The sequence below is a fragment of the candidate division KSB1 bacterium genome (assembly GCA_034521575.1).
Classification (GTDB): domain Bacteria; phylum Zhuqueibacterota; class Zhuqueibacteria; order Residuimicrobiales; family Krinioviventaceae; genus JAXHMJ01.
In genome coordinates this window covers 993,788-1,011,930 of sequence record JAXHMJ010000005.1, presented here as the reverse complement: position 1 = coordinate 1,011,930, position 18,143 = coordinate 993,788, and the positions used below count along the sequence as shown (strand labels likewise).

At 43.2% G+C, this 18,143-nt stretch carries 22 protein-coding genes; all 22 read left to right on the top strand.

The features are described 5' to 3' along the window. The first annotated feature begins 291 nt into the window (after positions 1-291). The 22 genes from U5R06_17495 to U5R06_17390 all read left to right on the top strand — a co-directional run bounded on the left by U5R06_17495 (position 292) and on the right by U5R06_17390 (position 18,125). Positions 292-1,074, top strand: a complete 783-nt coding sequence (locus tag U5R06_17495) for an AAA family ATPase (GenBank protein MDZ7724540.1) — start codon at positions 292-294, stop codon at positions 1,072-1,074. Positions 1,075-1,082: 8 nt separating this feature from the next. Continuing rightward, positions 1,083-1,916, top strand: a complete 834-nt coding sequence (locus U5R06_17490) for a ParB/RepB/Spo0J family partition protein (GenBank protein MDZ7724539.1) — start codon at positions 1,083-1,085, stop codon at positions 1,914-1,916. Between the two features lie 6 nt (positions 1,917-1,922). Further along, the gene (locus U5R06_17485) at positions 1,923-2,813 is read left to right on the top strand and encodes a M23 family metallopeptidase (protein ID MDZ7724538.1); all 891 of its coding nucleotides are present in this window, start codon (positions 1,923-1,925) and stop codon (positions 2,811-2,813) included. Positions 2,814-2,828: 15 nt separating this feature from the next. Then, positions 2,829-3,215, top strand: coding sequence for a polymer-forming cytoskeletal protein (locus U5R06_17480; GenBank protein MDZ7724537.1), 387 nt, complete (start codon positions 2,829-2,831; stop codon positions 3,213-3,215). A 931-nt stretch (positions 3,216-4,146) separates the two neighbouring features. Beyond that, positions 4,147-4,884, top strand: coding sequence for a glycosyltransferase family 2 protein (locus tag U5R06_17475; protein MDZ7724536.1), 738 nt, complete (start codon positions 4,147-4,149; stop codon positions 4,882-4,884). 103 nt (positions 4,885-4,987) lie between these two features. Further along, positions 4,988-5,389: a secondary thiamine-phosphate synthase enzyme YjbQ gene (locus tag U5R06_17470; protein ID MDZ7724535.1), complete on the top strand. Its 402-nt coding sequence runs from the start codon at positions 4,988-4,990 to the stop codon at positions 5,387-5,389. 9 nt (positions 5,390-5,398) lie between these two features. Then, entirely contained in the window at positions 5,399-6,823 is a 1,425-nt protein-coding gene (locus U5R06_17465; GenBank protein ID MDZ7724534.1) for an ATP-binding cassette domain-containing protein, read from the top strand. Continuing rightward, positions 6,823-7,674: a permease-like cell division protein FtsX gene (locus U5R06_17460; GenBank protein ID MDZ7724533.1), complete on the top strand. Its 852-nt coding sequence runs from the start codon at positions 6,823-6,825 to the stop codon at positions 7,672-7,674. Before U5R06_17465 ends, U5R06_17460 begins: the two co-directional genes overlap by 1 nt. A gap of 111 nt (positions 7,675-7,785) precedes the next feature. After that, on the top strand, positions 7,786-8,832 hold the full coding sequence (gene hrcA, locus U5R06_17455; protein ID MDZ7724532.1) for a heat-inducible transcriptional repressor HrcA: 1,047 nt from the start codon (positions 7,786-7,788) through the stop codon (positions 8,830-8,832). 37 nt (positions 8,833-8,869) lie between these two features. Then, positions 8,870-9,241 carry a DnaJ domain-containing protein gene (locus U5R06_17450; protein MDZ7724531.1) on the top strand — a complete coding sequence of 124 codons (372 nt, stop codon included), beginning with the start codon at positions 8,870-8,872 and terminating at the stop codon, positions 9,239-9,241. Continuing rightward, positions 9,189-10,001, top strand: a complete 813-nt coding sequence (locus tag U5R06_17445; GenBank protein ID MDZ7724530.1) for a DnaJ C-terminal domain-containing protein — start codon at positions 9,189-9,191, stop codon at positions 9,999-10,001. Before U5R06_17450 ends, U5R06_17445 begins: the two co-directional genes overlap by 53 nt. 4 nt (positions 10,002-10,005) lie before the next feature. Continuing rightward, positions 10,006-10,431 (top strand): ComEA family DNA-binding protein, encoded by a 426-nt coding sequence (locus U5R06_17440; protein MDZ7724529.1) that lies wholly within the window; start codon positions 10,006-10,008, stop codon positions 10,429-10,431. Positions 10,432-10,453: 22 nt separating this feature from the next. Then, positions 10,454-11,242: a hypothetical protein gene (locus U5R06_17435; protein ID MDZ7724528.1), complete on the top strand. Its 789-nt coding sequence runs from the start codon at positions 10,454-10,456 to the stop codon at positions 11,240-11,242. Positions 11,243-11,269: 27 nt separating this feature from the next. Beyond that, positions 11,270-12,220: a pilus assembly protein PilM gene (gene pilM / locus U5R06_17430; GenBank protein ID MDZ7724527.1), complete on the top strand. Its 951-nt coding sequence runs from the start codon at positions 11,270-11,272 to the stop codon at positions 12,218-12,220. Then, on the top strand, positions 12,221-13,198 hold the full coding sequence (locus U5R06_17425; protein ID MDZ7724526.1) for a hypothetical protein: 978 nt from the start codon (positions 12,221-12,223) through the stop codon (positions 13,196-13,198). 78 nt (positions 13,199-13,276) lie between these two features. Next, the gene (gene rsmD / locus U5R06_17420; protein MDZ7724525.1) at positions 13,277-13,807 is read left to right on the top strand and encodes a 16S rRNA (guanine(966)-N(2))-methyltransferase RsmD; all 531 of its coding nucleotides are present in this window, start codon (positions 13,277-13,279) and stop codon (positions 13,805-13,807) included. Beyond that, complete coding sequence (gene coaD / locus U5R06_17415) at positions 13,804-14,286, top strand: pantetheine-phosphate adenylyltransferase (GenBank protein MDZ7724524.1); 483 nt, start codon at positions 13,804-13,806, stop codon at positions 14,284-14,286. Before rsmD ends, coaD begins: the two co-directional genes overlap by 4 nt. A gap of 43 nt (positions 14,287-14,329) precedes the next feature. After that, complete coding sequence (locus tag U5R06_17410) at positions 14,330-15,511, top strand: pyridoxal phosphate-dependent aminotransferase (protein ID MDZ7724523.1); 1,182 nt, start codon at positions 14,330-14,332, stop codon at positions 15,509-15,511. Positions 15,512-15,523: 12 nt separating this feature from the next. Then, positions 15,524-15,784, top strand: a complete 261-nt coding sequence (locus tag U5R06_17405; GenBank protein MDZ7724522.1) for an FmdB family zinc ribbon protein — start codon at positions 15,524-15,526, stop codon at positions 15,782-15,784. A gap of 379 nt (positions 15,785-16,163) precedes the next feature. Beyond that, positions 16,164-16,874, top strand: coding sequence for a hypothetical protein (locus tag U5R06_17400; protein MDZ7724521.1), 711 nt, complete (start codon positions 16,164-16,166; stop codon positions 16,872-16,874). 192 nt (positions 16,875-17,066) lie between these two features. Further along, positions 17,067-17,498: a hypothetical protein gene (locus tag U5R06_17395; GenBank protein ID MDZ7724520.1), complete on the top strand. Its 432-nt coding sequence runs from the start codon at positions 17,067-17,069 to the stop codon at positions 17,496-17,498. Positions 17,499-17,507: 9 nt separating this feature from the next. Further along, positions 17,508-18,125: a hypothetical protein gene (locus U5R06_17390; GenBank protein MDZ7724519.1), complete on the top strand. Its 618-nt coding sequence runs from the start codon at positions 17,508-17,510 to the stop codon at positions 18,123-18,125. Positions 18,126-18,143 lie beyond the last annotated feature (18 nt).

Sequence of the window (18,143 nt, the reverse complement as noted above, 5' to 3'; positions counted from 1 at the left end):
AACGGAATTGATTTAGGAAATGTAATCTGTCCGGATTGCATTGAACGTTTGCTTTTTAAATGTATTATTTATGGAACCTTTGTGCAAATAAAAGGATTCAAGATAGAGAAACCGATCGATTTTATCAGTGCATATTTGTAAAAAACTGTATCAAAAAGAAATAATGTAAATATAAATAAATTAGTTAATTGTGTTAATAAAAAGTGGGCTGAGCGTAAAAGTTTTTATTGATTTTGGTTTTATAAAAAATTATATTATAAAATAACTCTTAAAACGGAGGACCGTGCCCAAATGGGCAAAATAATATCCATAGCCAATCAAAAAGGTGGAGTCGGGAAAACCACCACGTCCGTCAACTTGGCGTCTTGTTTTGCTGTCGCTGAATATCCTACGTTACTTGTGGATATTGACCCGCAGGCAAACAGTTGCAGCGGTCTGGGTATTGATTCAAAGAATCTTGAAAAGACAGTGTATGACAGCTTGATCAATGAAGTTGATCCTTCAGAAATCGTGATTGATACTGATTTGGAATATCTAAAATTACTGCCCTCTTCGATTAATCTGGTTGGTGCGGAACTCGAATTGGTATCTGCGATTTCGCGTGAATATAAACTTTCCAGAGCACTAAAAAAGGTGCGTGATCAGTATCGGTATATACTGATTGATTGTCCGCCTTCTCTCGGACTTTTGACGTTGAACGCTCTTACTGCATCGGATTCTGTGCTGATGCCGATTCAGTGTGAGTACTATGCCCTGGAAGGTTTGGGACAGTTGTTGAATACGATTAGGTTGGTTCAGAAGAATTTGAATAAAAAGCTGATTATTGAAGGTGTGCTTTTAACCATGTACGATTCGCGTCTTAACCTGTCAAGACAGGTGATGGAGGACGTTCGAAAATATTTTGACGGCCGGGTTTTTGAATCTGTGATTACCCGGAATGTCAGACTGAGCGAAGCTCCCAGTTTTGGTAAACCGATCATCTTGTACGATGCCGTATCCAAGGGAACTCAGACTTATATGAATTTGGCGGAGGAAATTATAAAAAATGACGAAAAGCAGAAAAGCGCTAGGTAGAGGGCTTTCTGCACTCTTGCCTGGAGGAACCTGAGGAGAATCAATCTTCCCCGAAACAAGCGGAAGCTGTTCATTTCATCAATGTCCGTGATGTATCTGCCAATCCTTTTCAACCCAGGGAAATATTCGATTCTGAAAAAATTGACGAGCTCGCCAATTCAATAGCTGAAAAAGGAATGGTGCAGCCGGTTACCGTGCGTCCTTATGAAGGAAAGTATCAGCTTGTCGCTGGTGAACGGCGACTCCGGGCAGTGCAGTTGCTGGGCCTTGAGGAGCTTCCCGCCTATGTTCTGAATATTGATAATGATGAAGATATGATGGAGCTATCCATCATTGAAAATATTCACCGGGAAAATCTAAATCCCATAGATATTGCCAACGGCTATAAACGTCTGATTGATGAGTGCGATTTGACTCAGGAGCAGGTGGCCCGTAAAGTGGGTAAGGATCGGGCGACAGTCACGAACTTTTTGCGCTTGTTAAAACTTCCCAAGCGAATACAAAAAAGCGCGCAGAACGGCGATATTTCCATGGGACATGCCCGCGCGTTGCTCGGTACGGATAACGCTGAAACTCAGCTTGATATCTGGAATAAAATCATTAAACAAAATTTGTCGGTGCGTCAGGTTGAAAAGGCTGTGCGCAGCGCCCAAAAACCGGATGACCGAAAAGCAAAGCTGGAAAAACCGCGCTCTCCCTATATTGAGGACGCGGAGAACCGGCTTCAGATGCAACTGGCTACCAAAGTTAAACTCAAACCCAAGACCAAGGGCGGCGTGATCGAGATTGAGTACTATGGAGATGATGATCTGGAGCGGCTTTTATCAATAATGCATGAATAAGGTGTTATGGCAATATCAAAAAGAAAACATAGAAAAAGCATTAAACTGCTCATTGTACCTGATGACAAGGATGAACCCCGGTCCTACAGTATAACCAATTTTCAGCTGCAAATTGCTAAAATTATGGCTGTGGTGTTGGTTGTCCATATACTGGCCGGGATCGTTTTTTATGGCCTTTATTATCGTCTTGACAGGCGTCGGGATGAACTTTTGGTGATAAATCGACAGCTTGAAGAAAATAATAATCGCATCAATGAACTCATGTCCGAGTTTGAAAGTCTTGAACAGTTTCAAAGCAAAGTCGGTGTTGCCCTCGGATTGCAGTCTCAGGCTGAAGAAGCCTTGTCCTCCGAATTGGTGGACCGCGAAGATTCGGTGATTCCCGCTAATTTATCTTCATACAATCAGTCCGGCTCTATGTCGGAAGATGAGCTGCAGTCAGTTGCCCGCAATAAGCTGTATTTTTTGAAGCAAAGCAAAAGCGTGGTTCATGATCTTGAAAAGAGCATCCCCACCATGCTTCCTGTTGACGGGGTGTTTACCCGGGATTTTTCCAATACAATTTATAAGGATGAACGTCAGCATCAAGGAGTAGATATTGCCACTGAGCGCGGTACTCTGGTGAAAACCGCCGCCGACGGTGTGATTTTATTTTCGGGCTGGACATATGATTTGGGTAATATGGTCATTGTTTATCACGGCAACGGATTCTACACCTATTATGGCCATAATCAGCTTTCGTTAAAACGACGCGGAGAATTTGTTAAAAAGGGAGAACCGATCGCACTCGTCGGCTCTACCGGTATCAGTTCTGCTCCCCACTTGCATTTCGAAGTCTGGAAAGACGGCAAGTTATTGGATCCCAAACAATTTTTACTGGCATTTTCGGATTTATAAAATTTGGATGACACAATGAAAAACTCTAATGAACGTGACGGAAATTTAAACACAATTCTAGGTAAAGATTCCTATTGCGAAGGGAATCTCAAAGTTAATCAAACTGTCCGTGTTGACGGAGAGTTGAAAGGTGATATCCACACACAGGCCTCGGTCATTATTGGTAAAGAAGGCCGGGTTACCGGTAATGTGACCGCTAAGAAACTGGTGCTCGGTGGTTATCTGAACGGCACTGTAAATATTGATGGGCATACCGTTTTGGAAAGCAGCGCTGTGTTTAACGGTGATCTGAGCACAAAACTTTTAGTCATTGATGAAGGTGCACAGTTTGACGGTGAGTGTTCAATGTCGAATACGTATAACACGCAACCAGACGACTCGCAGGAAAATATAACCTCTTAGAGTAGATATCTTGTGTGGAGCGGAAACAAAAAGATAGACTGGGTTCATGTCTTGATTCGGGGTTGCAATTTGCAATAGCTGGCGGTCTCAGAGTCGATTTAGTTACAATCAGGCGCCCTGCGGTATTGGCAAGCTGGCGGGTATGGCCATAGAGGATACCGTCCGTTCGCTTGGCATATTTGCGGCGCTATAATCATCACTGTAACGATGATCGAAAGTGTTGCTCTGCTTGCCGCTGCCATTTGCTTCCTTTTGAGTATGAAATAAAGATGAAAGCATGGAATGATTAACTTTTCATGTTGAAACCGGGGTATGGACAGCCATATCATTGTTGATTGTTTTGTTTGTATTGTTCAAAACAGAACGTCCTATCCTGCGCATGCTGGATAAACGCAAGCGCTGCATTTAAGCATTGACTGACAAAGAACAGGTGCAAAAATCAAAAGGAAATACGACAGAAATGACGCCGTAAAGTATTTCCGGGCTCAAAGAGATTTGGGTCCTGCAAAAGCTGGAATTGAAGTGGCAACAGATGAATGATGTGTTTCCAGAATATTTTATCCAGAACCTGTTGCTCCCGGCTCCAGGCACAGTCTGGAAACAACAAGTTATTCTTTTGTTGTGATCATAATTTTCATCTTACCTTTGCTTTAATAATTCAACAGAAACAGTAAAATAAAGCTGAACAGGCTTTTATATTGTTTGCAAAATGACGGGTTCGTCCTGTTCGGATTGTGAATTTTACGGGTCCATCCCGGAAATGGAAAATTCAGATCTTGAAGACAACTTTGGTCTTTGAATAAAGAAACAGGCTTTGTATCTTTACAAAGAAAGACTTGTTTGCGGTTTGCTCTGGATCGATGAGATAAACGAGGATTGATTCAATATGCAATCTTTACGAAAGTGTCCTCACTGCGGAGAAACAATTGATATGAGCTTATTTCCAGCCGTATCCTTTGCTAAAAATGATAAAGTCAAAGATTTTTTATTATCTGTTGTTGTACCAGTTTACAACGAATTTGAAACAATAAACACAATTGTTGACGCGATTCAAGCTGTTGATATCAATAAAGAGTTGATATTGGTGGATGACTTTTCCAGGGATGGTACACGGGAAAAGTTAATAGAGATAGAAAAGGCTTTTGTAAACGTAAAAGTTTTTTATCACACTATAAACAGAGGCAAGGGAGCCGCCCTGCGCACCGGCTTTAAGCATGTTTCTGGAGATATTGTTGTTATTCAGGATGCTGATCTTGAATACAACCCCAATGAATATTATAAACTTGTTTATCCCATTATTACAGGCCATGCTGATGTGGTTTACGGGTCTCGTTTTATTGGTGAAACACACAGAGTTTTATTTTTTTGGCATTCTGTCGCAAATAAATTGTTAACACTCATGTCAAATATGTTTACAGATTTAAACTTGACCGACATGGAAACCTGCTACAAGGTTTTTAGGAAATCGGTGATTGATGGTATTGAGATTAAATCGAATCGATTTGGATTTGAACCTGAATTTACGGCAAAAGTGGCAAAACAAAAATGGCGTATATACGAGGTGCCTATCCAATATTACGGTCGCGATTATTCCGAAGGCAAAAAAATTGGATGGCGAGATGGGTTGAATGCGATTTGGTGCGTCTTACGCTTCAATCTCTTTAAATAGCAACAAATGCCGTCATTTCTTTGTTGTATCTGTTTGGGATTGGAAAATAAAACTCTTATCTTGTCTGAATGCTGACTGTTATTAGCAAAGGAGCGAGGCATATATGCAAACATTTCAGGTTAAATCACGCGATAAAGTGCAATTTATCAATATGGACCGGGAGGTGAGGCAGTCGATAAAGGCGGAGGGACTTGAGAATGGTATATGTGTTGTATTTGTCCCGCATACAACGGCTGGCGTCACTATCAATGAAAACGCTGATCCCGATGTGGTCAGAGATATGACGATGGAAATTAACAAGATTGTACCGTTCAATGATGGCTATCATCATATGGAAGGAAATTCGGCGGCGCATATTAAATCTTCATTGGTTTCGCCGTCTCTGACCTTGATCATTGAAAACGGGCGTCCGGTCCTGGGTACCTGGCAGTCTGTGTATTTTTGTGAGTTCGACGGTCCGCGCACTCGTAAAGTGCACGTCAAGACGATAAGCAACGATTCGTGATTGTATCAGATGTTTATGGTACCCAAACGGCGAAAAAAGATCGCAGTGCCTCCGTATTCAAAGCTCTCAGAGATTTATGACCGGGTGATGAGTCATGTGGATTATGAGAAATGGGCCGAATATGTGGAGCAGATTATAGACCGTCATAGTGTTCATGGAGAACAGATTGTGGATTTTTCCTGTGGCACCGGTACGTTATGCAGCAAATTGGCAGAGCGCGGATGGGGGGTTATGGGATGCGATACGTCGATGCCTATGCTCAAGAAAGCAAGACAAAAGTATTATGATCAACCTTTTGGTCATTCTTTCTTCTGCACGGATATTCGCTATCCTCCGGTGAACCGCGCTTGTGCTGTGATTGTTTCGCTCTATGACAGTATGAACTATTTGATTTTGAAAAAGGATTGGCAAGTTTGTTTGAATCATGTTTATGAAGCGTTGTGTGACGGCGGATTGTTTATCTTTGATGTCAGTACGGTTTATAATTCGATCAGCGATTTTGCTGATTTCTACAAGCGGGATCAGTTCTCTGATGCATCTTATGTGAGAAAAGGCCGGTATATTCTTGATGAAGGGATTCAGGAAAATTATTTCGAAATCAAATTTAAAAATGATCCGGAGCATGTTTTTACAGAGCGCCACCGGCAGCGTATCCGGGCTCTGAACACTGTGCGGAATATGGTATTTGATTCACCCTTTAAATTGTTGGGCTCTTATCGTGATTTTACCTTCCAGCCCATGATAGAAGATTGTGAGCGTGTGCACTTCTGTACTGCAAAAACAACTATGATTGAACTTCAGAATGTTAAAGTGACCTATCCGACTGGTGACGGGATCGAACGTATTTCAATCACGGTGTCATCGGGTGAGATGGTTTTTTTGGTTGGACCCAGCGGCGCTGGAAAATCAACTGTTCTCAAAACCATATACCTCGAAGAATGGCCCGAGGAAGGGCATGTCATTGTCGGAGATTATAACTCGTTATTTATCCGTCCCCGGGAGATTCCATTTCTGAGACGTCATCTTGGAATTGTGTTTCAGGATTTTAAATTGCTTCATGATCGGGATGTATTTGATAATATAGCATTTGTCCTTCAGGTGTTAGGTCGTAAACGTAAAAATATCAAACGGTTGGTTCTTCGCGCGCTCGCTGATGTCGGTTTGAGTCACAAGTCTCATAAATATCCCCAGGAACTGTCGGGTGGAGAGCAGCAGCGAGTTTCCATTGCCCGCGCCATTGTCAATGAACCTTACATACTGCTGGCGGATGAACCGACCGGTAATCTGGATTCCGTCACGGCCCAAGAAATCCTTGATGTGATAAGCCGTATTAATGCGCGCGGCACCTCTGTTTTACTGGCAACGCATGACTATAGGATGGTTGAACCTTATACCGGGCGGGTAGAACGAATCGAACAGGGAAGATTGCTTTGATGACCGGCTTTCTTTACAGCGTGCGGGAAGCGTTCGATGGTTTCAAACGCGCCCGCTTGTCCAATGCAATAACCATTTTTACTATTGCCTTTTTGCTTTTTGTAATCTCTGTGTTTGTCATAGTGTTTTTCAATACCGAGCGTTTGGTGAACCTGCTGCATGCCGAGTATGATATCCAGGCCTTTATCTCAAACACATTGTCTCAGGATGAAGTTCAGGATCTAAAGTCAAACGTTGAGAGCTTTCAAACTGTCGAGTCTGTTCAGTATATCTCCAAACAGCAAGCGGCCGCAGAATTCCAGAAAGAATTCGGTGATGATTTTCTGGATTTGCTGGATGAAAATCCGTTGCCGCGTTCCTTTGTTGTAAAATTAAAAAAGGAACATAAAAATGTAGAAACGGTTAAAGAGGTTGCAGCAAATCTTGATGCACTTGCCGGAATTGATGAAGCGCTGCATAGTGTTTCCGGTATTGATGTATTGCTCAAGGTCTCAAGAGTTTCCAGAACTGTGCTTTTACTCCTGGGTATTGTTGTTTTCTTTGGGTCTCTATTTGTGATTTCAAATACGATTCGCTTAATTATCATGGCCCGGAGAACAATCATAGAGACAATGGAGTTGGTTGGAGCCACGCGGCGATTTATCCGGCGTCCGTATTTGATCGAAGGTATGATACAAGGCTTGTGCGGTGGAGCTATTTCTGCCGGTTTGATCTATTTGATTGTAGCATTTATTCAGCATCAATGGCGGAACACATTATTTTTTCCCCTTGAATACCTGCTGGCGGTGGCGGGCGCGGGGATTCTCCTTGGTTATTTGGGCAGTTTGATGGCTGTAAAGCGGTTTTTATAATCATGAAATTGCAAGTTCTGAAAAGTAAATTTCACTTGACAAGGCTTTGAAAAATCGTTATTTTGAATATTATTTTCTATTATCTAAACTAGGATTGTATGTCATTGAGTTATGGATAAAATTGAACTTACAGCGAGAGAAAATCAGGTTTTTATGTCGTTGATGGACGGTTTCATCTCGTCAGCCGAACCGGTAGGGTCTCGTTATTTATCCAAACATTACGGTTTAAAGATCAGCGCAGCTACGGTGCGCAATGTTATGGCTGATCTTGAAATGAAAGGTCTAATTTCTCAGCCGCACACCTCGGCGGGACGGGTGCCAACGACTTTTGGTTATCGAAAATATGTAGAGAGTATTGAGCAAACGTTATTGTTGAGCGAAGAAAAGAAGCAGGCTATATTTGAACGTTTGCAGCGCTTTGCCCAGGATATGGATCACATTACTGCCAGGGCAGCTGATGTGTTGAGCGATGTGTCCTGGCAGCTGGGAATTGTACTCGCTCCCCGGTTCCACAAAGGTGTCCTGAATCGCATTGAGCTGGTGCCGATTTCGCATCAAAAGGTGCTGCTTATTTTGAATATTCAATCCGGTTTGATAAAAACCGTGATGGTGGAAATTGAAAACAATATTTCCTCGAGCTTTTTAACCGAGTTGACTCAGGTGATCAATGAGCGGATACACGGATTGACTGTATCCGAATTTATTAATTCATTTAATGATATTTTTTCGGATTTTGATGAAAAACAAAGAGTGATCCTTGAGGCAATTAAAGGACGAACTCGGAAACTGGTGGATTTGGATACAGAAGCGGGATTCCACCTTTCCGGTGCGCGTCATATGTTCAGTTATCCCGAGTTTGGGACACCCGAAAAGATGGAAAAAATGCTTGAATTGCTGGACCGCAAAGATGTTTTGGTTCGGGTGCTGAATACACGCTCTGTTCATCAGGAAGACGGTGTTTCCATTGTGATTGGTGATGAAAATGCAGAAGAATTGATGCGCAATTGCAGTCTGATCACAACAACATATGAAATCGACGGGATACAGGGAAAACTTGGTATTTTGGGCCCCACACGGATGCAATATGCCAAGATTATTTCTCTTGTAAAGTTTATGGCGGAGACCATGACCTTTGTCATTAATCAATCGAACCAATGAATTATTTACGAGTATGAACAGGATTTATATTTGATATATGAGTGAAAATTATTATGAAATATTAGGTGTTCAACGAGACGCGTCTGCGAATGAAATAAAAAAAGCATATAGATCGCTGGCGATGAAATATCATCCGGATAAAAATCCGGGTAATAAAGAAGCTGAAGAGAACTTTAAAAAAGTGGGTGAGGCCTATTCAGTTTTATCCGATCCTCAGAAACGCGCTCAGTATGACCGTTTCGGCAAAGCCGGCGCCGGTCAGCGACCGGGCGGCGGTTTTGGTGGATTTGGACAGGATTTTTCCGATCCGTTCGACCTGTTTCGCGAAGTGTTCGGCGGAGGGTTCGGAGATATCTTTGGGATGGGCGGATTCCGGAGGTCGCCGTTCTGCGCAAAAACGCGGGGCTGATCTGCAGATTAAACTAAAGCTTTCACTTGAAGAAATTGCCACCGGTGTGACTAAAAAAGTCAAAATTAAAAAACACATAAACTGTCATACATGTGACGGCAGCGGGGCAAGTCCAGGAACATCCAAGGTCACTTGTCCAGCCTGCAATGGGCGCGGTGAAATGGCGTATCGTCAGGGATTTTTCAGTGTGTCTCAAACCTGTCAACGTTGTGGGGGAGAGGGACAAATTATTGATAAACCTTGTCCGGATTGCCATGGTGATGGCCGCATCCGCGGTGAAGAAGCGATAGAAATCGATGTTCCGGCAGGAATTGCAGAGGGCCAGTATATCAGATTGCGCAATCGAGGCAACAAAGGTCCGCATGGCGGTCCCAATGGTGATATTCTGGTGGTGATCGAAGAAAAGAAACACGACTATTTTGAACGGCACGCCAATGATATTGTTTACCATCTGCAACTCGGGTTTCCCCACGTTGCTTTGGGCACTGATATCAAGGTGCCGACGATTTCCAGCGAAGCTACCATTTCTGTACCTGCCGGTACACAAAGTGGTAAAATTCTGCGGATGAGAGGAAAAGGACTTCCGGATTTAAACTCTCATCATCACGGAGATCAGCTGATAAAGGTGCATGTCTGGACTCCCACAAAACTGAGCCAGGAAGACAAAGAGGCGCTAAAAGAAATTGCCAAATCTGAGAACATGTACCCTCCCAAAAATGATAAATCTTTTTTTGAACGTGTAAAAGAGGCGTTTGCCTGATCTCATGTTTGGATTTACAAGGCGAGAACAGCAGTTTATTTTAATGTTGTTGGTAGCCCTGGCTGCCGGATTGGTGGTCAATAGTGCCAGAAATCGTGTTATGTCAAAGCCGGATGTAAACTGGCAGCTTCAAAAAAAGCAGATTGTGCGGGAGTTTCAAGAGAAATCCCGTTCTGAAGCAACAGTTGAACCGCAGTCCGATATTGATACGGAGAACCATAAGAGAGCATTAACCGGTCAGATTAATATCAATGCAGCTGACAGCCGTGAACTTCAGCTGCTGAATAGAATCGGTCCGATGACGGCGCAAAAGATAATAGATTACCGAAATGAAAACGGTCCTTTTAAACGTCCGGAAGATCTGAAAAAAATAAAAGGTATAGGTCCTGTAACGTTTGATAATATAAAATCACAAATTTGCATAAAATAACTTTTACTTTGTAGGAGGAACGATGTCTGACGATACGAAATCGAAAAAGAAAAAAGTATTGCGGCCCAAAGGATCAATCGTCTATGAAATTCTGGTTGTCTTGCTTGTTGTTGCCCTTTATTTTACTATTTCTTACCCCGCCAAAGTGTGGGATACAGAAAAACACAACACAAATCTGTGTCGTGAAAACATGTGGCACATATACTGGGCCGAGATAACCTATCTGGATGATTCTTTGGTATACGCCGATACGTTGTCACATGTTGTCAATCATATCCTGGACGATACGACCCATCAGAATCTCCGCCTGTTTACCAAACTGGATACCACGCTTGGAAATGATGTGATCAATTTTTTCCACGAATCCGATTATAGGATGACCATTAATACCGACTCGTTGGTTCCGGATTCACTGGTTGAAGAAAACGCCGATTCTGTGATGACGGTGCAAAAGGAAGTTCAAGTGAAAACCCTCATCGACTCCCTTTGGAAATATGCGAAAAAATTCGATCTTGATACCACAGAAACATTTATCCTTGATTCTCTGAGATCTGTGCCCGAATTTTCACAAAAAATTGATTCCTTTGCCCTGGTTACACTAAAAAATATGAGCAGGTGTCCCACAACATCTGAACTGTACGAAATCAAGGCTTTTAATGACACCACTCCGAAATTTGTGAATATCTACTGTCCGATTGATTCTTCTGATGTGGATTCTATTCGCGGTAATTTCAAGTTGCATGTGCTGGGCGGACTGAATATCGAAAATCATGGCGGCCTGGAAACCGGAGAAAAGACTTGGGACCAGTGAAACAAATTAAAGTGGGGAGAATCTGTGATGAATGAAAACTCTATACTGGGTGTGAGTTTTTCGCGTGATGCAATACAATTTGTAGAGGCCGAAATGTGGGAGGATGCTCCCAGCATCACCAATATAGCAGAGACTAAATTGGATGTGCCTCTTGATGCCAATGCATTTAAAAATTCTGAGCTGATTCCCCACTTTGCAACTCTGATAGATAACACTGTGGACAGTTCCAGTCTGCATGCGCGCGATGTCCGTTTGTCTCTGTATCAGAATCTGGCGTTGATCAAGTCATTTCCAATGGAAACCGCCTTGCAGGACCAGGATATCAGACACCATATTGAATGGGAACTTGAACAATCTTTGATTTCACCGCGCGATCACTATAATGTAGGTTTTGAGATCTATTCGCAGAACAATAGTAAAAGCGCTGTAATTGTTGCTGCCCTTCGCAAGTCGGTCATTCACTATGTGCAGGATATTTTTAAAAAATCTCTGGTGTCTCTCAAATCCATTGATATTGACCTGACTGCGGAATTGAGAGCGCTGAACAGGCTTGGCGGCTCTGCGATGAATGGCATTAACGTGCTGGTACATTATGACGGCTTGTATTTCCAGCTTGCTCTGCTCAAAAACGGAACCTTTGTTTCCTCGTTTTTTGTGGACACTCAGTTGAGCGCAGATGCCCTGGCTGATAATGAAGAGACTGCAGGTTCAGTTATTGTGAATGCGGTGCAAAATCTTTGCGAACATAACGGATTGGATCAATCAGATGTTAAGGCGCTGTTTCTGTCCGGCCATCCGCTTGATAAAGGCAGCTTTAGCACAATTCAGCAAACAGTGGACCAAAGCGTGAAAAAGGCCGACTCGTTTGAAGCGCTGAATCGGCAACTTAATCTTGAGGCCGAAGAGTATGCTAAAAACACACCCGAGAAATTTTTGGCCGCTGTGGGTATGGTGTTTGAAGATACGGGAGGGAATTAGATGAATTTATTACGGGACAAGCGCGAAGAAGAGCAATTTGATGTTCAGAATGAGAGCTTTGAAGAAGAGCCTTATGATTCGTCGGAATTGGACGAAGAGTATCAAGCTGATGTTGCTCCCCAAAAATCACCTAACATTCCTAGAAAAAAGACCCCCCTGCTTTTCTGGGTAACCTTGTTTTTGCTTTTGGTCGGGTTTGCGGTGATCTACTTTACCCAGTTTTACGACAAGAGCAAATCGCTTTCATTGGATCAGTTTGGCCAAACATCTGAACAAGAGAGCGCCCGGCAGCAGGAGCGGCAGGCTCAACAGACGGCTGAACCGCAGAATCAATCTCCTGTGGAACAGCCGGAGCAGACTGAACAGCAAATTCAACAGGAAACGCAACAGGCCGCAACCGAGCAACAGACACAGACACAAGCCGCCGATCAAGAGCAGCCGACATCAACTACAGATGTGGTCCGCTCATTATCACGCGTTGTTACTGCGTTTAACCATTCCATGACGCAGGATATCTCGCTGGGTACGTTTATTCTTGATCCTTATTCCATTTCGGCCGAGGTAACCGGATCGGCCGAAAGTATCCGTGCATTTTACAGCGGGTTGTCTGCAAATAGCCCCGATTATCTCACGTTAAATCCATTGTCTTCTGATGTTGGAAATACCGTGCTGTTGTCCGGGAGATTGCAGATTCAGAATTCAGGCGCCGGCAGCGGAACGAATATTACTTCCAATGCAATCAATTCTACTTTGAACGCACTGATGTCGGATGCAAATCTAACCAAACTTATAATGACAACCCAAACCGGTTCTTCGGGACGCTATCGAGTGTTTCTGAAAACGCAGGGAAGTTTTACAGAGTGTGTGGATTTTATTGACAGGATCGCTGAACATCAGTGGAATCCTGATGTATCCAAATTAATCATACTGCCCGACGGCAGTAGCAAGCGGACCTTTGTTCTGCGTCTGGTATATTGATGTTTCAGAGATTTGACAGAATACTACTTTAATCCGCCCCTTGAATGCATAACACATGTCAAGGGGCGTTCATATAACATGCGTATTATAGCCGGCACTTTAAAAAACTTTCGTCTTATTTCACCCCACGGTCAGAGTATCAGGCCGACCTCTGACCGCGTACGTGAATGGATTTTTTCTTGTCTGATCAGACAAATTAAAAATGCAAGGGTTCTGGACCTGTTTTCCGGAACGGGTGCATTCGGACTTGAAGCTCAGAGTCGGGGTGCCCGGTCAGTGACCTTTGTAGATCAGGCGACACAGGCGGTTGATCTGACTCGGGAAAATATTGATAAAGCCGGAGTTTCGGCTGATATTTTCAGAGATGATGCGGTTTCATTTCTGTCCCGGACCGATAAATGTTTTGATATTATTTTTCTTGATCCTCCGTATCAATTTGATCAACTCGAAAAGCTGACTGCTGTTATTGATGAACGTCATTTGCTTGCAAAAGACGGTGTTTTGATTTATGAAACGGATCGCCATGAGCGTCCGATTGAACCTGACGCATTTTCGCAAAACACGAGAACAAACACAAAGTCGAACAAGGGTGGTGTTTTATCAAAATGAACTCTAAAGTTGCAATTTATCCCGGAACCTTTGATCCGATCACGAATGGACATATTGATGTCATTGAACGAGCCGCGACAATATTCGATAAAGTCATTATGGCCGTTGCGGTGAACCCATCGAAAACACCGCTTTTTACTGTACAAGAGCGAATGGATATGATCCGGAATGCGGTGTCTTATATCCCCAATGCGTCTGTCGACTGCATCGAAGGCCTTTTGGTCGATTATGTGGCTCAAAAAGAGGTGCAGGTTGTCATTCGCGGTTTGCGCGCCATCACTGATTTTGAATATGAACTTCAGATGGCCCAGGTGAATCGAAAGCTGAATAATAATTTAATTACTGTGTTTATGATGCCGCATGAACGCTACTCTTACCTGAATTCCAGTGTGGTCAAAGAAATCGCAGGTTACGGGGGAAATATCGAGTGTTTTGTACCTGAAAATGTCAGGGAACAGTTGGTTGAAAAGCTGAGTTGAAGGTGTTTGCATTTTACGTTAAATCAAAAATATAGGACTGGTTATGCCCCACATTTCAAAAAGATTTTCACAGATCAGTGAGTCAAAGACCGTTGCATTGAATAGCGTGATGGCCAAAATGAAACGCGAGGGTAAAGATGTCGTTGGTCTGGGAGCGGGTGAACCTGATTTTGATACGCCTGATCACATAAAAAAAGCCGCTATTAACGCCATAGAACAAGGTTTTACAAAATATACACCGGCTGATGGAATGTTTGATTTGAAAACAGCCATCGCAGACTGGCTATTGGCGGAACGTTCGATACAGTACGAACCAAAGCAAATTGTGGTAACATGTGGAGCAAAACATGCTGTGTATGAAAGTATTGCTGCTGTATGTGATCCGGGCGATGAAGTGATTCTGCCGGCGCCGTATTGGGTCAGTTATCCGGAACAGATCAAGTTGGCGCAAGCCGAGATAAAAGCTGTCAAAACCGGGCCGGATAACGGTTTGAAAATAACAGCAAAACAACTAGAGAAAACTATTTCATCAAAGACAAGATTGCTTATTCTCAACAGCCCCGGCAATCCATCCGGTGCTGTTTACACCAAAGAGGAACTGGCAGATATTGCTGATGTCATTGCCGAAAGCGGTGTCTATGTGCTGTCTGATGAAATTTATGATCAAATTGTTTTTGATGATATGGAATACGCTTCCATGGCGGATTTTCATCAACAACTGGGAGATCAGCTGATCTATATAAATGGTGTATCCAAAAGTTTTGCAATGACGGGCTGGCGTATCGGCTTTCTGGCAGCTCATGCTGATATTGCTACGGCTATCAAAAAGTACCAGGGACACAGCACATCAAATCCCTCTTCCATTTCTCAGAAAGCGGCCTATGCCGGATATGTGGAGGATAAACAGTTCGTTAAAGAAATGCGAAAAGCCTTTCAAGAGAGACGTGATTTTGTACATGATCGTCTGAATGCTATGCCGAACGTATCCTGCATGTTGCCAAAAGGTGCATTTTATGCATTCCCGGATTTTTCCGCGTATTACGGCGGCAGCATAACCTCATCACTGGAATTTTGCGCTTATTTGCTGGAAGAGCATCGTGCGGCCATCGTCCCCGGCGTCGCGTTTGGCATGGATGCACATGCACGACTGTCAGTTGCAACGTCTATGCAAAATCTGGAAAAAGCACTGGAACGAATTGAAACGGGATTAAAGGCGTTAGCATAAAGGAGTATTAAAATGCCAACCTATGAATATCTATGTAAAAATTGCGGATATCGGTTCGAGAAATTTCAATCTATTAATGATGAGCCGGTTCGGGAATGTCCCAAATGCAAACAAATTAAAGTGGAACGTCTGCTGAACGGTGGAAGTGGATTGATTTTTAAAGGGTCCGGGTTTTATATAACGGATTATAAAAAATCCCAAAACTCCGAATCGAATACACAAAAGAATAAAGAAGCAAAAAACGAAAAAGCAACCACTAATAAAACCGAGTAGATTATGAGTAACGTCGGATTAAACAGTGATATCAAGGTCGCCAAGAAGCGACTGCATCTGCAAACGAGTCGGTTGGACACCAATACACTCAGTCTTGAATTGTTTGAAGGTGGAGAATTGATAAATCGCCAATATCGAGCAGTGGATGCCGATATCTCGGAATCCGGTTTACAGGATATCCACAATCAGATTATTGATCTGATTGAATTTTTATTTAAAATCAAGGATGATGTCCGGCAACGTAAAAATGTCACCGCCCTTGTTCATCTCGCACGGATGTTCAGGGATGTCGGAATCAATGAACAGGCAATCGAGACCTTCCAATATGCTCTGCGCCTGGATCGTCAGGCTGATGTGAACTTTGATCTGGGCAAGGCTTATGGAAATTGGAAGATTTCAAGACGCTCTGGATCAACTGGAAAAGAGCCCGCAGTCCTATGCGGATGTTCATTTTTACAAAGCGTTGTCGTATTGGAAAACGGGACAGTTTTCCAACGCTCTGGATGCTCTTAAAAAAGCCATCGGTGTCGATGAAAAATATGCCGAGGCGCATTTTTATTACGGCTATATACTTGTTGACAGCTGCATACAGAAACCAGCCATGCCGGAGTTGCCTTCACCGATAGAACGTTTGAAACAGTCGGAACGCTATTTCGAAAATGCTGTTTCCAATTCAGAGAGTATTGATGGTGAAACGGTTGAAAAGGGTGTGGAAAAAGCCCGGGACAGCAATTTTGAAAAAGGACTCGAAATTCTGGAGCAGGCGATCCCCAAAGGCCGATCAGAAACAAACCGACCCTGGGATAGTGAGCTATTTCTGCGTTTTATGTACAAAAACGCAAAAGATATCACAAGGATTTTACATCAATTGGAACGATTGGTTGAACAAAATCCAAAATATCCTGATCTTCGACACGCATTGGGTAGCGCTTATCTGATACGTGCCTGGTATTGTTTCAGCAAAGCCACAGATCAGTTCAAAAATGCAATCGAGATCAATCCGGATTTTGAAAAAGCGGCAAATAAAGTCAAACTGCTGCAGAATGACGGCCGGGGTTTGTTGATTTTACTGCGCGCCGTACTTAAATAGCATTCATTTCATACGTCCTATATTATATCTTTTTTCTCTGGCATTAAAATTGCATAAATAGTTGAAAATTAACTGGATTTAATTTGTGATATTTGTTTTCGCATTGGAATCAGTTTTTGTGTAGATGAGGTATATGGTATTATGAATGCTCCACATGTATTGAAAAAAATTTACTTAAGTGTATTAATAATATTGGTATATGTAGTTCAATTGCGGGCGGGAGAACTGCAGTCTGTTTTCGCAACCCAGATCAGGCCGGTTCGACCTGCCGCTTATATATTCAATATTCAATTCGACGCACCTGTCACTGCAACGTCTCAGATTGAGATAAGATTCGCTGAACAGTTCACTTTGTTACAGAATATTATCGTTTCCTCTGATGATTTGGCCGGTGGCCTGCAAGCCGTTGTGGAAAAGCAGAAATTGATTATAACCCGTGTCAAACCAGCCGGATCAGTCGAAGCGGGCGAGGCCCTGGAAATCCGCACAGCCAGTGTTGTCAATCCTGTTGATATGGAGCAGCCCTATGAATTTCAGATATCCCTTTTGAATGGCAATACCATAGCAGATTCTATGACAAATAGTGTCAATATTGAATTGTTTACAAATCAGAAATTACAATAGGTCCCCACATTGAAAACATTTGTAACTATTATCATAACGGCAATTGTCCTGTTGGGAACCACAGCAGGGTTTTCGGACACTCTCAATGATTTGACAGTCACACCGCAATCCAGTCTGGCGGGTGAGTATACAGTCTATAACTTTAAATTTACCGCGCGAACCACAATCCCTCAGGAAGCATCTTTCCGCATTCTGTTTGGCCAGGACTTTGATCTGGATCAGATCGTAATCGCCTCTTCCACGGATCAGGCGACACTGGACGGCGGTTTGACGGTCAGAACGGTGGATGATGAGACGGTTGTCCTGGACAGAAACGGCGCCACGACCTCCCCGGCAAGCGGGGATACCATAAAGTTTTCGCTTGCAATGGTTGGAAATCCAATCGCCGGTTCCTATCAAATAGATATTGAAACACTGAATTGGGATAGCGTTACAGTGCTTGATCAAGGGACCAGCGCTGCATTTGCCATTCAGGAACCGGCAGATATCGCTTCATTCAATCTTTATATGACCCCGCAGAATCCCAAAGCTGGTGAACCGGTCAAAGTCGTTGTGGCTGATGCGCGGGACAGCAACTTGAATCTGGTGAGCGGCGTCGTGATCTGGCTTTTGAATCCGGCACTCTGAATGATCATGCTGCGCCCA

Bases quoted from the DNA above. Each gene is read 5' to 3' on its own strand.
- U5R06_17495 (MDZ7724540.1), top strand. From the start codon at position 292: ATGGGCAAAATAATATCCATAGCCAATCAAAAAGGTGGAGTCGGGAAA.
- U5R06_17485 (MDZ7724538.1), top strand. From the start codon at position 1,923: ATGGCAATATCAAAAAGAAAACATAGAAAAAGCATTAAACTGCTCATT.
- U5R06_17480 (MDZ7724537.1), top strand. From the start codon at position 2,829: ATGAAAAACTCTAATGAACGTGACGGAAATTTAAACACAATTCTAGGT.
- U5R06_17475 (MDZ7724536.1), top strand. From the start codon at position 4,147: ATGAGCTTATTTCCAGCCGTATCCTTTGCTAAAAATGATAAAGTCAAA.
- U5R06_17470 (MDZ7724535.1), top strand. From the start codon at position 4,988: ATGCAAACATTTCAGGTTAAATCACGCGATAAAGTGCAATTTATCAAT.
- U5R06_17465 (MDZ7724534.1), top strand. From the start codon at position 5,399: ATGTTTATGGTACCCAAACGGCGAAAAAAGATCGCAGTGCCTCCGTAT.
- U5R06_17460 (MDZ7724533.1), top strand. From the start codon at position 6,823: ATGACCGGCTTTCTTTACAGCGTGCGGGAAGCGTTCGATGGTTTCAAA.
- hrcA (MDZ7724532.1), top strand. From the start codon at position 7,786: ATGGATAAAATTGAACTTACAGCGAGAGAAAATCAGGTTTTTATGTCG.
- U5R06_17450 (MDZ7724531.1), top strand. From the start codon at position 8,870: ATGAGTGAAAATTATTATGAAATATTAGGTGTTCAACGAGACGCGTCT.
- U5R06_17440 (MDZ7724529.1), top strand. From the start codon at position 10,006: ATGTTTGGATTTACAAGGCGAGAACAGCAGTTTATTTTAATGTTGTTG.
- U5R06_17435 (MDZ7724528.1), top strand. From the start codon at position 10,454: ATGTCTGACGATACGAAATCGAAAAAGAAAAAAGTATTGCGGCCCAAA.
- pilM (MDZ7724527.1), top strand. From the start codon at position 11,270: ATGAATGAAAACTCTATACTGGGTGTGAGTTTTTCGCGTGATGCAATA.
- U5R06_17425 (MDZ7724526.1), top strand. From the start codon at position 12,221: ATGAATTTATTACGGGACAAGCGCGAAGAAGAGCAATTTGATGTTCAG.
- rsmD (MDZ7724525.1), top strand. From the start codon at position 13,277: ATGCGTATTATAGCCGGCACTTTAAAAAACTTTCGTCTTATTTCACCC.
- coaD (MDZ7724524.1), top strand. From the start codon at position 13,804: ATGAACTCTAAAGTTGCAATTTATCCCGGAACCTTTGATCCGATCACG.
- U5R06_17410 (MDZ7724523.1), top strand. From the start codon at position 14,330: ATGCCCCACATTTCAAAAAGATTTTCACAGATCAGTGAGTCAAAGACC.
- U5R06_17405 (MDZ7724522.1), top strand. From the start codon at position 15,524: ATGCCAACCTATGAATATCTATGTAAAAATTGCGGATATCGGTTCGAG.
- U5R06_17400 (MDZ7724521.1), top strand. From the start codon at position 16,164: ATGGAAATTGGAAGATTTCAAGACGCTCTGGATCAACTGGAAAAGAGC.